Origin of the sequence: Streptomyces sp. NPDC089424 (genome assembly GCF_044749345.1) — a bacterium.
GTDB lineage: Bacteria > Actinomycetota > Actinomycetes > Streptomycetales > Streptomycetaceae > Streptomyces.
In genome coordinates this window covers 465,230-481,423 of the sequence record NZ_JBIVHU010000006.1, presented here as the reverse complement: position 1 = coordinate 481,423, position 16,194 = coordinate 465,230, and the positions used below count along the sequence as shown (strand labels likewise).

The 16,194-nt window shown below is 72.3% G+C and carries 12 protein-coding genes and 2 tRNA genes; 12 read left to right on the top strand and 2 right to left on the bottom strand.

The features are described 5' to 3' along the window. From ACIP2X_RS27050 to ACIP2X_RS27010, 9 genes are all read left to right on the top strand, one after another. Positions 1-1,524 (top strand): ADP-ribosyltransferase (locus ACIP2X_RS27050; protein ID WP_401677232.1); only part of this gene is annotated, 1,524 nt, incomplete at its 5' end. A gap of 67 nt (positions 1,525-1,591) precedes the next feature. After that, positions 1,592-1,990, top strand: a complete 399-nt coding sequence (locus ACIP2X_RS27045) for a hypothetical protein (RefSeq protein ID WP_401677230.1) — start codon at positions 1,592-1,594, stop codon at positions 1,988-1,990. Positions 1,991-1,993: 3 nt separating this feature from the next. Then, complete coding sequence (locus ACIP2X_RS27040; RefSeq protein ID WP_401677228.1) at positions 1,994-2,767, top strand: hypothetical protein; 774 nt, start codon at positions 1,994-1,996, stop codon at positions 2,765-2,767. An 85-nt stretch (positions 2,768-2,852) separates the two neighbouring features. After that, positions 2,853-3,308 carry an HD domain-containing protein gene (locus ACIP2X_RS27035; protein WP_401677226.1) on the top strand — a complete coding sequence of 152 codons (456 nt, stop codon included), beginning with the start codon at positions 2,853-2,855 and terminating at the stop codon, positions 3,306-3,308. A gap of 128 nt (positions 3,309-3,436) precedes the next feature. Continuing rightward, a complete protein-coding gene (locus ACIP2X_RS27030) occupies positions 3,437-3,736 on the top strand; it encodes a hypothetical protein (protein WP_401677224.1) in 300 nt (99 codons plus the stop codon). 76 nt (positions 3,737-3,812) lie between these two features. Beyond that, on the top strand, positions 3,813-5,168 hold the full coding sequence (gene eccD / locus ACIP2X_RS27025; RefSeq protein ID WP_401677222.1) for a type VII secretion integral membrane protein EccD: 1,356 nt from the start codon (positions 3,813-3,815) through the stop codon (positions 5,166-5,168). 80 nt (positions 5,169-5,248) lie between these two features. Further along, positions 5,249-6,700, top strand: coding sequence for a hypothetical protein (locus ACIP2X_RS27020; RefSeq protein WP_401677220.1), 1,452 nt, complete (start codon positions 5,249-5,251; stop codon positions 6,698-6,700). Between the two features lie 34 nt (positions 6,701-6,734). Continuing rightward, positions 6,735-10,715 carry a type VII secretion protein EccCa gene (gene eccCa / locus ACIP2X_RS27015; RefSeq protein WP_401677218.1) on the top strand — a complete coding sequence of 1,327 codons (3,981 nt, stop codon included), beginning with the start codon at positions 6,735-6,737 and terminating at the stop codon, positions 10,713-10,715. Between the two features lie 4 nt (positions 10,716-10,719). Then, positions 10,720-12,144 (top strand): DUF6177 family protein, encoded by a 1,425-nt coding sequence (locus tag ACIP2X_RS27010; protein WP_401677216.1) that lies wholly within the window; start codon positions 10,720-10,722, stop codon positions 12,142-12,144. Between the two features lie 154 nt (positions 12,145-12,298). On the opposite strand, the gene ACIP2X_RS27005 is transcribed toward ACIP2X_RS27010, so the two are convergent. After that, the gene (locus ACIP2X_RS27005) at positions 12,299-13,414 is read right to left on the bottom strand and encodes an acyltransferase family protein (RefSeq protein ID WP_401677214.1); all 1,116 of its coding nucleotides are present in this window, start codon (positions 13,412-13,414) and stop codon (positions 12,299-12,301) included. Positions 13,415-13,811: 397 nt separating this feature from the next. Between ACIP2X_RS27005 and ACIP2X_RS27000 the strand changes: the two genes are divergently transcribed. After that, a complete protein-coding gene (locus ACIP2X_RS27000; RefSeq protein WP_401677213.1) occupies positions 13,812-14,006 on the top strand; it encodes a hypothetical protein in 195 nt (64 codons plus the stop codon). Positions 14,007-14,091: 85 nt separating this feature from the next. Here the strand turns inward: ACIP2X_RS27000 and ACIP2X_RS26995 are convergent. Further along, positions 14,092-14,162, bottom strand: a tRNA-Gly gene (locus ACIP2X_RS26995). Between the two features lie 164 nt (positions 14,163-14,326). Here ACIP2X_RS26995 and ACIP2X_RS26990 point away from each other — a divergent pair. Together ACIP2X_RS26990 and tig are read left to right on the top strand one after the other, a co-directional pair. Beyond that, positions 14,327-14,403, top strand: a tRNA-Pro gene (locus ACIP2X_RS26990). A gap of 182 nt (positions 14,404-14,585) precedes the next feature. Further along, the gene (gene tig / locus ACIP2X_RS26985) at positions 14,586-15,983 is read left to right on the top strand and encodes a trigger factor (RefSeq protein ID WP_401677210.1); all 1,398 of its coding nucleotides are present in this window, start codon (positions 14,586-14,588) and stop codon (positions 15,981-15,983) included. Positions 15,984-16,194 lie beyond the last annotated feature (211 nt).

The following is a 16,194-nucleotide window of genomic DNA, read 5'->3' as shown; positions in this document are numbered from 1 at the left end:
GGCGCGGTCGCGAAGGTGCTGGGCACCACGGCGAAGGTCATCGACCCGATGACGTACATCGCCAAGGGCGCAGGCGCCGGCCTGTCCAAGATCGGCGACATCGCCACAAGCCTCAAGGGTGTCGGCAACATCGACATCCCCACCCTCCCGGACGGCTCCGTCCAGTTGCCCGACGGCCGTCTGATGGACCCGAACGGCAACCTCGTGACGCCGAACGGCGTCATCGACACCACGCCGGTCCCGCACGAGACCGGGCCGACGGTTCCGCACGGCACGACCACCCCGACGCTTCCGGCCCACTGGACGATCCAGGGCGCCGGCCAGCCGCCGGTGTACGCGGGCGTGCACGCGGGGGACGGCGTGCCGCACACGGTCGACAACGCCGCGCACCACAACGCTCCCGGCGGCCAGTTCGGACCGCCGCCCACGTCGACGCCGTACGGCCACGTGCCGTCACCGTCGGCCTACGACCACGCGCCGTCGCCGTCGGCGTACGACCAGACGCCGACCACCGCACCGCACACCGGCGGTGGTCACCCCGGCGGCACCCCCTGGTACCACCAGACCGCCGGGGCCAACCCGGTGCACGACTTCCCGGCCACGCCGCACACCGACACCCCCGGCCCGGGCGGCCACACCCCGGACGCCCCGCACGGACCGGGTCACGACCTCCCCGGCGGCGGTCACGCCGACGACGCCGCTCACGGCGCCGATCACGGGGACGACGCGGCGCACACCGGCGACCACACCGACCTCGGCGACCACACGGGCCTCGGGGACGACGTCGTGGACGGCGCCGCACACCACGGCACCGACGCCCCGGGCACCCCGCCCCACCAGGGCACGGACCTCCCGGGCAGCGGCACGGCAGAGCCCTTCGAGTACAAGCCCGTCATGTCGGCGGACGACTTCGACAACTTGGCCACCGACGCGGAGCGGCACGCGGTGGCGACGGCGGAGCTGGAGCGGGGGACGAACCCGTACCCGAGCTCCAGCAACCGTGCCGGACAGGAGTACGGCGACGCGTACTGGAACAACTACATCGACCAGCTCGACCCCGCCGCCAAGGATGCGCTGAACAAGTACAGCGACTTCTACTACACGCAGATCAACGGCCAGCTGCGGGACGGCACCGTACGGCCGCCGGTCACCGACATCGTCGACAACATGGACCGGGTGATGGGCACCCGCCCCGTACCGGAGGACATCATGGTCGTCCGCGGTACCCGGATCGACCACCTGGAACTGGACTCGCCGCTCGACATGCAGGGCGGGACCTACGGCGACGACGGCTACACTTCCACGTCGCTCGGCAAGGACCCGGCCTTCGAGCACCAGCCGGTGGTCATGCACTGGCGTGTGCCCAAGGGCACGCCCGCTCTGTGGATCGACTACATCTCCGCCAACAAGGGTGAGCGGGAGCTGCTGCTGGCGCGCGGCACGCAGTACAAGGTGACACGCGTCTTCATGGACTCGGCGGGCAAGTGGCACGCGTACGGGGAGGTCCTGCCGAGGTCGCACTGATCGGCCCTTGACGAGGGTGACGGGGCCGTCTTTGCGGATCGCGCAGACATACAGGAATGTGGACATCATGAGCAGCGAGCAACCACTCAACTCGCGTTTCGCGGAAGACCTGCAGATGAAGCAGGTGGCAGGTCCCGCGACGTACAACCGGAACACCGACGGACCGGTCGCGTACCTGGAGGTCGCCGACCGGGCCGGGACCGTCATCGGGTACGTGTGGGCGAACGACAAGGACGGCGCGGCCGGCTGGGTGGTGCCGCAGGGCCTTTCGCCGCAGGCCGTCAACGCCGGTGGGCGGTGGGTGCGGGCGTTGCGGGGTGGGCGGGCCCGTGAGCTGGCGCCGACCGCGCTGCTCACCGAGCTCGCGCAGGGCGGGAACGACAACGAGCACAGCCACGTCGTGCCGGGCTCCCGCACCGAGGCCCCGTCCCTGGCCGCGCTCAAGGAACTGGCTGCGGGAGGCTGATCCGTGCCGCAGGGCCCGACCAGCACACCCGACCCCGTGCACTACGTCACCGTCACCGCTCCCGGCGGCGAAACCGCCGGGTACCTCTGGGGCGATGCCGCCGGCGTCGGCTGGGTGCAGCGCCCGGTGGACGGCCTCGCGGGAGCGGAGTGGCACGAGAGGGCGCGGGAACTGCACGGACGTGGCCTGGCCCCGCGCGGCGTCCTCAGCCTGCTCAGCCGTGAACCCGGCATCGGCCCGGTCGCGCAGGCCCCTGATGTCGCCGCGATCGAGGACATGGCCCGACGCCCCGCCGCACCGGACCACGAGCGGCGCCCCCTCGACCAAGCCGGCGACGAGGCCTCGCAGGACCGGCCGGAACCCGCCGGCGACCGCGAGGGTTCCCTCCTCATGTGCAGGTTCTGCGGAGGTTCCCCCGCCGTGGACGTCGCCTTCCGGGCCCACCGCGGGCTCGTCGTCCTCATGGGGTTCAAGAAGACGGCCGGGCCCTTGTGCATGACCTGCGGGCTGGCCGTGTACCGGGCCTACACCACCCACACCCTCTGCGTCGGCTGGTGGAGCCCCCTCTCGCTGTTCGTCTTCGCGCCGTTGACGCTGGTCCGCAACGTCCTCGCGGTGCGCCGGGTGAAGCGGCTGCCCGCCCCGGGCCCGGGGACCCTCGGCCCGCGTCGCGACCCGGGCGTGCCGGTACGCCGGCGCCCGCGCGCGTACGTCGCCCTCGTCCCGGCCCTGTGGGTGCTCTTCATGATCGTCACAGGGCTGTCGGGAGGGGTGTGAAAAGCCGCGAGAGGCCGTCGCACCCCGGCTGTACGCATGGCGCGTCCATGTCTTATGTTGCGGAAGCGAAGTCAGGGGGAACCGCATGCCGCAGGAGATGAGTCTCACCGAGGTCGAGGCCGTCGCCCGCACCGCGCACGCCGGGCAGACGGACAAGGCCGGACGGCCTTACGCCGAGCACCTGTCGGCCGTCGCCGAAGGGGTGCGCGCACGGGGCGGGGAGGACGACCTCGTCGCCGCCGCCTGGCTGCACGACGCGGTCGAGGACGGGGCGCTCGGCGAGGAGTGGCTGACGCACGCCGCGCTGCCGCAGCGCACCAAGGACGTCGTCAGGGCCGTGACCAAACAGCCGGATGAGGAGCCGCAGGCGTACGCGCGCCGGATTCTCACCACCCCGGGGGCCCGGCTCGTCAAGGCCGCCGACCTCGCGCACAACGCGGACCCGGACCGTCTCGCCGTGCTCGACGAGCACACGGCGCGGCGGCTGACGCAGAAGTACGCCACCATGCGCGGCCTCCTCGGTCTCACCCCCGACGACTGACGCGCCCCCGGCGCGCGCACCCACGCACCGGACGGCAACGCGCCGACCGACGACGCACGCTTGACGAACGAACGAACGACGACGAACGAACGACGACGACGACCTCTACGGCACGGGACGACGACTGAATGGCACGGGACTACGACAGCCAACTGCTGGAGTCGGTGGCGGTGCGCCGGCGCCGGATGCGCGACGCGCTGCTGTTCGGCGCGCAGCGCGCCCGGCGCACGGCCGACGAGCGGCTCGGCAAGATCTTCGCGGGCATCGCCATCGCCGCCGTCCTGTGCGCCGGCTGCATCGGCTGGTCCTTCGTCCAGTCCACCCTCGCCAAGCAGCGGGCCGAGCAGGAGAAGCAGCGCCAGCAGCAGGAGCAGATGTACAACCCGTCGCCCGGCAGGTCCGCCGCCGACGGTGGGGAGAAGCAGTGAACCCGGTGTGCGTGACTGACGTGAGCACGTCGGCCGACGACGATGGCCGAAACGACGCGATGATAGGTTCCGGTGAGTGGTGAGCACATCAACGACGTCCCGGACTCAACTGAGCCGGGTCACCCTGGTCGGTGAGCGGCGACGCGCCGACATCGTTCTGCCCTCGGACACGCCGATCGGCCAACTGCTCCCCGACATACTGCAGTTGCTCGACGACCGGGCCGCCACCCGGCCGACCACACGGCAACTCATCAGCACCGACGGCTCGGTGCTCCCGCACGAGGCCACGCTGTCCTCGGCCGAGGTCCCGGACGGCGCCGTACTGCGCCTGGTGCGCGCCCACGCCGCTCCTCCCGCCCCGGTCGTGCACGACGTCACCGACCAGGTCGCCGACGACCTCGACCTGCGCGCCTGGCGCTGGCGTCCGGCCGCGCGCCGGGCCAGCGCCGGGGTGGCCACCTTCGCCTTCGCCGTGGCCGCGGCGGTGCTGGCCCGCCGGGAGTTCGGGCCGGAGTCCGTCGCGACCGCTCTGCTCGCCGTGACCGCCGTCTTCCTGATCGCCGGCGCGGTGGCGGCGAAGACCGGCGGCGGCAACGTGGCGCTCGCCAGCGCCCTGTTGATGGCGTCCGGCGGACTCGGCGTGCTCGCCGCCTGGACGACGGCCGACGCCTACGACTGGCCGGGCACCGCCCGGCTGGCCGGGGTCGTCGCCGCCCTGGTGGTCACGCTGGTCCTGCTGGCCTTCTTCTCGCCGCTGGGCCGCGGCGGACTCATCGGGGCCGGCGCGGCCGCCCTGATCACCGTCGTGTGGGAGGCCGTCGCCGCCGTGCAGGACCGGCCGGAGCGGCTCGGCGCCGTGATGGCGGTCTTCTCCGTGGTGCTGCTCGGCCTGCTGCCCCGGCTCGCGCTGATGGCCTCCGGGCTCACCGGGCTCGACGACCGCCGCTCGACGGGCACTTCGGTCAGCCGGCACGAGGTGGGCAACGCGCTCGCGGCCACCCATCGCGGCCTCGCGCTCGCCACCGTGGTCACCGCCGCCTCGGCCGCCGCCGGCGGCTGGCTGCTGACCACCGGTGAGGACCCGGCCGCGTGGTCGGTGGTCCTGGCCTCGCTCACCGCGGTGGTCCTGCTGTCCCGGGCGCGGGCCTTCCCGCTGGTCGCCGAGGTCGTGGCGCTGTTCGGCGCCGCGGCGCTGCTCGTCGTACGGCTCGCGGTGCTGTGGCTGGACCACGCGGGCGGTGCAGGCGCGCTCGTCCTGCTGGCCGCCGCGGCGCTGCTGCCGCTGCTCGTCCTCGCGATCGAGCCGCCGGAGCACGTGCGGGTGCGGCTGCGGCGCGTGGCCGACCTGATCGAGTCCCTCGGTGTGATCGGGCTCTTCCCGCTCGCCGTCGGGGTGTTCGGCATCTACGGGCAACTGCTCAACAAGTTCTGAGGCTTCGAATACCAGACGCCGACGCGCGTCGCTCCGGGCGGGACGACGAAGCGGGAGCGCCGCGGGAGGGAAAGGGCGACATGCCGAGCGGGGACAACTGGCAGGGCGACGTCCTGCGCGACCTGAGGGCCGGCGCGGGCGGAGCGCGTGCCGCGCAGCCGGGCGCCCGGTCCGGGGAACAGCCCGGCGCGCAGCCGGACCAGGCGCACCCACCACAGGAGCAACCGCAGCAGGGGTCCGCGGGGCAGCCGGGCCCGCAGCCCGGCCCCGCCCCGGCGTACGGCTACCCCCAGGCCCAGGCCTCCCAGCCCGGTCCCGGCCCCGCCTACGGCTACCCGCAGCAGCCCACCCCGGACGTCCCGCAGCAGCAGTCGCCGCACGGCCACCCGCAGCAGCAGTCGCCGCACGGCCACCCGCCGCAGGCCGCCCACCACCCGCAGCAGGGACACCCCGGCCACGGCGGGCAGTCCGCCGTCCCGGCGCAGTACCCCGACCCGGCACAGCAGTACCCCGACCAGGGCCAGGCCTACGCCGCCCACCCCCAGCAGCAGGCCCCGGCGCCCGCCCCCGCACGGCCCGCGCCCGCCCGCCGCGCCCCGGCCTCCCGCGCCACCCCGGACTCCCGCCCGGCCGTCGAGAGGCGGATCGCGGACACCGGCCTCAAGCCCCGCCGCGGCGAACCGTTCGCCGCCCGCGCCCTGCGCGCGGTACGCCGTACCGTCTCCTCCTCCGCCGCGCGCGAGGTCGCCGAGACGACCGCCACCGCCGAGGTGCTCCAGCAGGCCGTCACCACCGGCCGGCAGATCGCGGTCACCTCCATCCGCGGCGGCTCAGGAAAGACGACGGTCGCCGCCCTGCTCGGCACCACCTACGCGCACTACCGGCAGGACCCGGTCCTCGTCATCGAGGCCGACCCGGCGCTCGGCTCCCTGCCGCTGCGGCTCGGTGCGGAGAACCTGCGCTGGACCACGGGCGACCTCGCCGACGTCGTCGAGCCGCAGATGTCGCTGCTCGACGTCACCGGCTACCTCGTCCAACTGCCCGACAACGCCTGGCTGCTGCCCGGCAGCCAGGGCCAGGTCGGCGCCATGCTCGACACCAAGGCCTACGAGCGCGTCATGGTGTCGCTGCGCCGCTACTTCGGGGTGACCGTCGTCGACTGCGAGACGCTGCCCGCCGAGGTGGCCCGTACCGCGCTGTCGGCCGCCCAGGCGCGGGTGCTGACCGTGCCCGCCACGCTGGAGGGCGTCGCCAGCACCCACGCCGTGCTCCAGTGGATGCGCGGACTGCCCCGGGACATCACCACCTCGACGGTCGTCGTGCTCACCGAGACGGTCCCGCACGCCGGCGTCGACCTCGCCAAGGCCGCCGAACCGCTGAAGGCGACCGGCGCGAGCGTGCGGATCCTGCCGTACGACCGGCATCTCGCGGCGGGCGGCGCCATCCGCACCGACCTGCTCGCGCGGGCCACCCGGCAGGCCGCCGCCGGCCTCGCCGCGGAGGTCTTCCAGCTGTCCCAGAAGCGCCGTTGAGCTCCCCGGAAGGGAACCCGCAGAGGCACCGACGATGAGCACCCGACTGATCCACCGCCCGGCCCGGACCACCCGTCCCCCGGCCGCCCCCGCGTCGCGCACCATAGAGGCACCGCCCAACCTGCCCGACGGCAAGACGGGTTCGATCGCGACCTCGCTGCTGCCCGTCGCCGGTGTGATGTCGTCCGTCGTGATGATGACCGTCGTGCGCAACAGCCAGTTCGCGGCGCTGGGCGCGATCATCCTCGTCGTCACCATCATCGGCTCGCTGATCCTGGTGTTCTCCCAGCGCGGCAAGGCCCAGCGCACCCGCCGCACCCAGCGCGAGGCCTACCTCGCCTACCTGGAGGACCTGCGGGAGGAACTGTCCACGGAGGAGCGCGAACGCCGGGAACGCGCCCAGGTCCTCAACCCGCCGCCGGACGCCCTGTACGACATCGTGCGCGACCCCGCCCGGCTGTGGGAACGGCGCCGCATGGACGGCGACTTCCTGCGCGTGCGGGTCGGCACCGGCGAGATGCCGGTACGCGACCTGAAGATCGGCGACCAGGGCTCCTCCGTGCTCACCCCGCCCGACCAGTTCATGCTGAACGAGGCCTCCGCGCTGGTCTCCCGCTTCGGCACCGGCACCGAACTGCCGCTCACCGTCCCGCTCGACCGGGTCGGCAACATCAGCGTCATCGGCCGCCGCGAGGACACCCTCCGGGTCGCCCGCGCCCTGCTCGCGCAGGCCGCCGCCACCCACGCGCCCGACGACGTGGCCATGGCGCTGGCCGCGCCGGGCGAGCGCATCGGCGACTGGGAGTGGGCCAAGTGGCTGCCCCACCTGCTCGACGGCGAGCAGTTCGACGGGCCTGTCGCCGCCCGCCGGATCGCCCCCTCCATGCCCCAGCTGGCCCGGCAGATCGGCCCCGAGCTGCGCCGCCGCGCCTCCTACGCCGCCGAGGTGCGCCGCGGTCTGTCCGGCCGCGACGCGCTCGCCATGTCCTCCCGGCTGATCGTCGTCGCCGACGCGCACGGCGACGACGCCGTGGACCTGCCCCGCCCCGACGACGCGGTCGGCCTGCGCGACATGGGCGTCAGCGTGCTCCACCTGCTCGACGAGCGGGTGCAGGAACCCGGCAGCGTCGGCGTCCGCATCACCGTCGAGGGCGAACGCGTCGTCATCGAGGACCTGCGCGAGAGCGAGCCGATCAGCGCCCACGGCACCGTCGACGAGGTCGGCACCGCCTTCGCCGAGGGACTGGCCCGGATGCTGGCCCCGCTCAGGCTGTCCGCCGACTCCATGGGCGCCGACGCCCCGCTGACCGGCCCCGTCGACTTCGCCGAGCTGATCGGCATCGACGACGTGGCCCGCCTGGACCTGGACCGGCTGTGGGCGCCGCGCGGCGAACGGGCGTTCCTGCGCGTGCCGATCGGCATCAGCGACTCCCGCGAGCCCGTCCTGCTCGACCTGAAGGAGTCCTCCGAGCTGGGCATGGGCCCGCACGGCCTGTGCGTCGGCGCCACCGGCTCCGGCAAGTCGGAGCTGCTGCGCACCCTGGTGCTCGCGCTGGTCGCCACCCATCCGCCGGAGGACCTCGCCCTCGTCCTCGTCGACTACAAGGGCGGCGCCACCTTCGCCCCCTTCGCCGACCTGCCGCACGTGGCCGGCGTCATCACCAACCTGGAGAACCAGGCCGGCCTCGTCGAACGCGTCCACTCCTCCCTGGCCGGCGAGGTCAAGCGCCGCCAGCAGGTGCTCAAGAACGCCGGCAACGTCGCCGACATCGGCCACTACGCCGCGCTGCGCGCCGAGAAGCGCCCCGACCTGGAGCCGCTGCCGCACCTGTTCGTGGTGATCGACGAGTTCGGTGAACTGCTCACCGCCAAGCCGGACTTCATCGACCTGTTCCTCTCCATCGGCCGGATCGGCCGCTCCATCGGCGTGCACCTGCTGCTGTCCAGCCAGCGCATCGAGGGCGGCAAGCTCAAGGGCCTGGACACCTACCTGTCGTACCGGCTGGGCCTGCGCACCTTCTCCGCCGACGAGTCCCGCACCGTGCTGGACACCACGGACGCCTTCCACCTGCCGCCGCTGCCCGGCTTCGGCTACCTCAAGGTCGACACCAGCCACTACGAGCGGTTCAAGGCGAGCTACGTCTCCGGCGGCTACAGCGGCCCCGTGCAGCGCGAGAGCGAGGACACCGGCCCGCTCGCCCTGGCCTACGACGCGTACAACTCGCTCGGCGAGGAGTCCGCCGCCGCTCCCGTGGAGCAGCCGCAGATGCGGCGCAGGGAGACCGGGCCCACCGAGATGGGCGTGATGATCGACCAGCTCGAAGGCGCCGGCGCCCGCCCGGTGCGGCAGATCTGGCTGCCGCCGCTGCCGGCCGCCGTCGCCCTGGACAAGGTCGCCGGCCCCGTCGAGGTCGGCCCGCGCGGCATGCAGCTGGCCAAGCGGAGCGGTCCGCTGCGGGTGCCGCTCGGCGTGCTCGACGACCCCACCAAGCAGTGGCAGGGCCAGTGGTACCTGGACCTCACGCTGGCCGGCGGCCACGCGGCCGTCATCGGCGGCCCCGCGTCCGGCAAGACCACCCTGCTGCGCACCCTCGCCCTCTCCCTGGCGCTGACCCACACCCCGCAGGAGGTCGGCGTCTACGGCCTCGACCTGGTCGGCGGCGGTCTGCAGGCACTGTCCGGGCTGCCGCACGTCGGCGGCATCGCAGGCCGCGCCGACCGGGAGCGGGCCGCCCGCACCATCGACTCGGTGCGGGCCATGCTCGACCAGCGCGAGGAGCTCTTCCGCGTCCACTCCGTCGACTCGCTCGAACAGCTGCGCACCCTGCGCGCCGCGGGCCGGGTCACCGAGCTGGCCTCCACGGAGATCGTGCTGCTCATCGACGGATTCGGCGCGCTGCGCGACGACTTCGAGGAACTGGACGACGCGGTCGCCGACATCCTCAAGCGCGGCAGCGGCTACGGCATCCACGTCGTCGCCGGCATGCTCCGCTGGAACGACGTGCGCATCGCCACCCAGTCCCAGTTCGGCACCCGCGTCGAGCTGCGCCTGAACGACCCCAGCGAGTCCAGCATCGAACGCAAGCTCGCCCAGACCCTCTCGCCCGAGGAGAAGGGCCGCGTCCTCACCGACGGCAAGCTGTTCGCCCAGGTCGCCCTGCCCCGCACCGACTCCCTCGCCGACACCGCCGACCTCGGCGCCGTCCTGGAGCGCACCGCCCGTACGGTCCGCGCCACCTGGACCGGTGAGGTCGCCCAGCCGGTGCGGGTGCTGCCGCACGTCCTGGAACCCCAGCAGCTGCCCACCCCGGCGGCCGAGCCGCGCCGCGTCCCCATCGGCCTGGACCAGACGCAGCTCGCCCCGGTCCTGCTGGACCTGTTCCACCACGACCAGCACCTGCTGATCATGGGCGACAGCGAGTGCGGCAAGACCAACCTGCTCAAGGTGATCACCCAGGGGCTGATGGAGCGCTACAGCGACGACGAGCTGGTCTTCGGCGTCTTCGACCCCCGCCGCGGCCTGCGCGGCGCCATCCCCGAGGAGTACCGGGGCGGTTACGCCTACAACGCCAAGCTGTGCGCGGGCCTCGCCGCCGGCATCGCCTCCGAACTGGAGAAGCGGCTGCCCGACGAGGGCGCCGACGGCGCCGACCTGGAGCCCGGCAGCTTCTCGGGACCGCGGATCGTGATCCTCGTCGACGACTACGACGTCCTGACCACCGCCGGCCAGCAGCCGCTGGCGCCCTTCGTGCCGTACATCCCCTCCGCCGTCGACATCGGCCTGCACTTCGTCCTGACCCGGCGGGTCGCAGGCGCCTCCCGCGGCCTGTACGAGCCGATGCTGCAGAGCCTGCGCGAGTCCGGCGCCTCGGCGCTGGTGATGGCCGGCGACCGCAGCGAGGGCCAGCTCTTCCCGGGCGTGTACGCGAGCCAGCAGCCGCCGGGCCGGGGCACCCTGCTCCGCCGCGGCGAGGCCACCCGCCTCATCCAGACCGTCTACGCGGGGACCAGGTGAACCCATGACCAAGGACGTCATCGCCCTCACGAAGAAGATGCCCGACCCGCTGAGCGTGCTCGCGGGCCTGCTCTCCGGCGGCCCCGACAAGCTGGTGGGCGCCGAGGGCGACGGAGCGGTGGTGCGGCTCTGCGACGAACAGGGCCGTCCGCTGGTCTCCGTCGAGGCGCCCCTGCTCGTGCAGGTCCGGGGCGAGGCCGAGCGGCTGCTCGGGGCGCGGGAGCCGGAGACGCCGTACTGGTGGACCGAGGCCCGCGCCACGACCGGCGTCAAGGAGGCCGAGGACCTCGCCGGGACGTTCGCCGCCCGGCTGGCCACGCTCGTCGGCGGCACCGCCTGGCCCCGGGAGGCCGCGCGCTCGATGGCCCTGGTCCGCACGGACGGCATCAGCGTCGTGCCGGCCCAGGCCGCCGCACAGCCCGCCGTCGACGTCCTCACCGACAAGGTCGCCGTCGTCATCCAGGACCGCCCCGTCGTGGCGATGACGGCGTGGCTCGCGGACGCCTTCCGCGCCGCCGGCGAGGCCGGACGCGGCCTGCAGATCGTCACCCCCGCGGGCACCCGTATGTCCCCGGCGGTGCGGAACGCCCTGCCGGGCTGGCCCTCGCGCTGGGTGGTGCAGGACGAGCGGGACGGTTACTACGACGGGCTGTCCGGGGCCGTCCTGCGCTGGGACAACGGTCTCTTCGTCACCGTCGACTCGCCGGAGGCGACCCCCGCGGACCCGCGCACGCCCGTCGCCCGCACCTTCGGGGAGGGCGTCGAGGACACCGGCGAACGCCAACTGGCGATCTCCTTCCGCACCGTCCACCCGGCCGACGACCGCCTGGTGCTCGGCGGCGCCGTGGAGGCCGTGTGGCGGGCGGTCACCGGCGAGCCGCCGGCCGGCTGGGGCACCGAGGAACCCGCCAACCTGCCCTGGTCGCTGCGGCAGCTGACCGACGTGGCCCACGAGCGGACGCCCGCGTCGACCTGGCTGGTGGTCGTCGGCACGCCCGAGCGGCCCGGCCTCGCGACCGTGCGCGTCACCCGCACCAAGGCCGGTGTCGAGGAGGACGTCACCCTGGCGTTCGGCTACGGCGCGCACGAGCAGGTGCCGCACGACGCCGTGCCCGCCGCCGCGGAGGAGCTCGCCACCCGGCACGACCTGCAGTCCATGCTGGTGCAGATCCGCCGGGCCCGCCGCGACCTCTCGGTGCCGCCCCGGTTCGAGGGCCCGGGCGTGCCGTACGCGTTCGTGCTGGGCGCCGAGGAGGTCCGCACGATGCCCGGCGACCGGGCCCGGCGCACCCCGCTGCCGGAACGTCCGCGGGAACTCGGCCCACGCACCCGCCCGGCGCTTTACTACCCGCTGCCCGGCGACCCCTCGGACCTGTCGGGCTGGCAGGACTTCGAACGCCTCATGCGGCACCTGAAGGGCGCGTCCTGAACCGCGCGGGTTCCTGAAGCCGGTTCCTGAGCGCAGGGCCGGGCCGCCCCACGCGTACCGTGGTGGCGGCCCGGCCCTGCGACTTCATCCCGTCGAGGACTTCTCCCGGCCCAGCGACTTCATCCCGTCGAGGACTTCTCCCGGCCCTGCGTCCTCATCCCACCGGGGACTTCTCCCGCCCCTTCTCCGCGCGGCCGGCCGGGGACTTCTCCGCCGCCTCGCGCGCCGCCTTCTCCCGCTCCCGTGCCCCCTGGGCCGGGTCCTGCCGGAACGCCCAGGCCATCTTCGGCTCCATCGCGAACCGGAAGGCGCGCTGCACCGGCCCGGTGCACAGCAGCGTGACGGCGACCGCCGCGAGCGCGCTGACGAGGATCTGGCCGGACGGCCGGTGCAGCCACTCGGGCTCGAACCAGCCGCGGTACTCACCGGCCTTCACCAGGAAGCCGTGCAGCAGATAGCCGTACAGGGTGCCCGCGCCCAGTGCCGTGAACCACATCCGCCGGCCCGGCACCCAGGCGAAGAAGCAGGCGGTCAGCAGCAGCGAGCAGCCGAACATCGCGAGCACCATCACCGGACCGACCCACCACGGCGCGCCCATCTGCTGGGCGGCGTCCCGGTGGAAGAACCATCCGGTGCCCATCCGCGGCACCGTCCACCAGCCGACCGCCAGGGCGGCCGCGAACACCGGCACCGCCAGGATCCGCATGGACCGCCGACGCACGAGCCGGAAGTGCTCGGGCTTCATGCACAGGCCCAGCACGAAGTACGGCAGGAACTGGAGCACCCGCTGGAGGTCGAGGTCCTCCCCGATCGACGGGGAGAGGGAGGCCAGCATGGCGATGCCGAGCGCGAGGGGAAGCGGCCAACGCACCAGATTCCACAGGGGAGTGGTGAGCCGCCAGACGAACAGCGCGACCAGGAACCAGGTCAGATACCAGGGGTCCAGCAGACTGATGTCCTGACCCGGATCGTCGTCCATGACCCGCTTGAAGAGCGGATAAGCGGTCTCGAAGATGACATAGGGCACGGCGACGCCGGTGACCAGTCTTTTCAACCGGTCGGGGCGCATGTCGAAACTGCGCGAGAAGTAGCCGGAGATGATGATGAACGCCGGCATGTGGAAGGCGTACACCACGTGGTACACGCCCTCCAGGATGCGGCTGTCCTCCTTCAGCGGCTCCCACGAGTGAGCCACCGCCACCAGGACGATCGCCAGGTATTTGGCGTTGTCGAAGAAGGCATCGCGCTGTGTGACCTGTGCCTGAGACATCTGAGGCACCCTAGCCCCGCCCCAGGGCTGCCGTAAAACTCTCCACGTCATTCCGGGTTCAGTCCCCGGTCACCTTCGTTTAGGTGCTGAGATACCTCGGAAAAACGAGAAATCGGGCAATTGGAAATAAGTGCGTGCGCGTTGTGGGCGACGTTGTGTGGGTGTGGAAACGATCAGGTTGAATTCCCGCGACGGCGGCTTGTCAATTCCCTTACGGGGCGCACGCGGTGGGCGTGCGGGGCATGGCGGAACACGCCGGGGTGCGGCGCGGCTGTGGTCTGCGTTACGTCACGCGCCGCATAGGGGAGGCCTGTTGGTGGCACGATGGTTCTGGCGGGGGTTGCGCGGGCACGTGGCCCCGGCCGGGAGAGCGGACCGACCGAGGGTGTGATCAGTTGTGGCCATTTCACTGTCAGTGGTGCTGCTGTTGGCGATCATCCTGGTGGTGATGATGCGAGGGGGCTCGATCAAGGCGGGACCCGCCGTAGTGGCGATCCTCTTCGGCTTCTTCCTCGCCTCGACCGGGATGGCCCCGTCGATCAACCGCTTTCTCGACTCGATAGCGGAGACGATCAACTCGATCAACTTCTGACGTCGACCGGTGGTCGAGGAGCGGTCCGGGAACGCCTCAGGGCCCGGCAGGAGGGTGAACCTCCTGCCGGGCCCTGAGCCGACAGAGCGGGCGACGGGAATCGAACCCGCGTAGCCAGTTTGGAAGACTGGGGCTCTACCATTGAGCTACGCCCGCGCACAACGCGCCGCAGGTCAGTGGACCGCGGCACTGGAGGCATCCTAGCGGGTCGGCCCCCCTCGCCGCACACCCCGCTCCGCCCGGACGCCGACATCGCACCGTGCTCGGGAAATGCGGCAGCTCCGCTGCCTGCGGGCATGTACCCTACGTGTCGCACCAGACGGGGTGTGGCGCAGCTTGGTAGCGCGTCCGCTTTGGGAGCGGAAGGCCGTGGGTTCAAATCCCGCCACCCCGACCACTCACCCGATCACCACACGTGATCGCCTTTTGGGCCGTGTAGCCGCTGCCGTTACTATGCAAGCTGCACGCCCGTGTGTCTCATCACTGATGGTCCACTGATAGTCCTCCGGGCGGCCACATCCGCCGGGCCCGTCGGGCGCCGGCAGAACCCCGAGAAGTCAGCCACAAGGAGACCGAACCGTGAAGAGCGCCGTGGAGAACCTGAACCCGACCCGGGTTCGGCTCACTGTCGAGGTGCCCTTCGAGGAGCTCAAGGACAGCCTCGACGCGGCGTACAAGAAGATCAACCAGCAGGTCACGGTGAAGGGCTTCCGCAAGGGCAAGATCCCCGCCCGGGTCATCGACCAGCGGTTCGGCCGCGGTGCCGTGCTGGAGGAGGCCGTCAACGACGCGCTTCCGAAGTTCTACACGGAGGCGGTCAACGAGGCCGAGCTCAACGTGCTGGGCCAGCCCGAGGTCGACATCACCGAGCTGAAGGACAACGAGCTGCTGTCCTTCACCGCCGAGGTGGACGTCCGCCCGGCCATCGAGATCCCGGACTACTCCGGCATCGAGGTCGAGGTCGACGCCGTCGAGGTCACCGAAGAGGACATCGACAAGTCGGTCGAGCAGCTGCGTGAGCGCTTCGCCTCCACCACCCCGGTGGAGCGCGCCGCCGAGGACGGCGACGTCGTCACCATCGACCTGGAGGCCAAGGTCGGCGGCGAGGTCCTGGAGGACGGCATCGCGAACGGTGTCTCCTACACCATCGGCTCCGGCGAGCTGCTGGACGGCATCGACGAGGCCGTGACGGGCGTGGAGGCCGGTGGCGAGGCCACCTTCACCTCCGAGCTCAAGGGCGGCTCCGCGGCCGGCCAGGAGGCCGAGGTCACCGTCAAGGTCACCCAGGTCGCCAAGCGTGAACTGCCCGAGCTGGACGACGAGTTCGCGCAGCTCGCCTCCGAGTTCGACACGCTGGACGAGCTGAAGGCCGACAGCCGCAAGCGGCTGGAGAACATGAAGCAGTTCGACCAGGCCACGCAGGCCCAGGAGCGCGTGCTGGAGAAGCTGCTGGAGCTCGTCGAGGTGCCCGTCCCCGAGAAGCTCCTCGAGGACGAGATCAACACCCGCAAGCACAACCTGGAGCACCACCAGCTCGGCCAGATGGGCCTCGACCTCGACAAGTACCTGGAGATCCAGGGCAAGACCGCCGAGGAGTTCGAGACCGAGACCCGCGAAGCCGCGGTCAAGGGCATCAAGACCCAGTTCGTCCTCGACGAGCTGGTCAAGCAGGAGAAGCTCAACGTCAGCCAGGACGAGCTCACCGAGCACCTGATGCGCCGGGCCGCCTCCTCGGGCATGTCCCCCGACCAGTTCGCCCAGGCCGTCGTCGAGCAGGGCCAGGTTCCGCTCCTGGTCGGCGAGGTCGCGCGCGGCAAGGCCCTCGCGGTCGTCGTCGAGTCCGCCACGGTCAAGGACACCAACGGCGAGATCGTCGACCTGGACGACGAGGAGGACGAGGCCGGCGAGACCGCCGAGGCCGCCGAGTCCGAGTCCGCCGAGGTCACCGAGGGTGACAAGAAGGACGACGAGGCGTAAGCAGCCGTAGCGAGGGCCCCGGGACGATCATGCCCGGGGCCCTTTGCCGTACGGCCGCCCCCCGGCCCGCGTCGCCACACCCCCGACGCACGTCGCTACGCCCCCGGCGAACACTCCCGTCTCCGGGATTCCCCGAAGGGACCCGCGCGTTAGGGTCCATGAATACGACACGTGAGACGGCCCCGCGCCGTCGCAAGACGAGCAGGTGGAT

Bases quoted from the DNA above. Each gene is read 5' to 3' on its own strand.
- eccCa (WP_401677218.1), top strand. From the start codon at position 6,735: ATGAGCACCCGACTGATCCACCGCCCGGCCCGGACCACCCGTCCCCCG.
- ACIP2X_RS27045 (WP_401677230.1), top strand. From the start codon at position 1,592: ATGAGCAGCGAGCAACCACTCAACTCGCGTTTCGCGGAAGACCTGCAG.
- ACIP2X_RS27020 (WP_401677220.1), top strand. From the start codon at position 5,249: ATGCCGAGCGGGGACAACTGGCAGGGCGACGTCCTGCGCGACCTGAGG.
- ACIP2X_RS27030 (WP_401677224.1), top strand. From the start codon at position 3,437: ATGGCACGGGACTACGACAGCCAACTGCTGGAGTCGGTGGCGGTGCGC.
- ACIP2X_RS27010 (WP_401677216.1), top strand. From the start codon at position 10,720: ATGACCAAGGACGTCATCGCCCTCACGAAGAAGATGCCCGACCCGCTG.
- ACIP2X_RS27035 (WP_401677226.1), top strand. From the start codon at position 2,853: ATGCCGCAGGAGATGAGTCTCACCGAGGTCGAGGCCGTCGCCCGCACC.
- ACIP2X_RS27005 (WP_401677214.1), bottom strand. From the start codon at position 13,414: ATGTCTCAGGCACAGGTCACACAGCGCGATGCCTTCTTCGACAACGCC.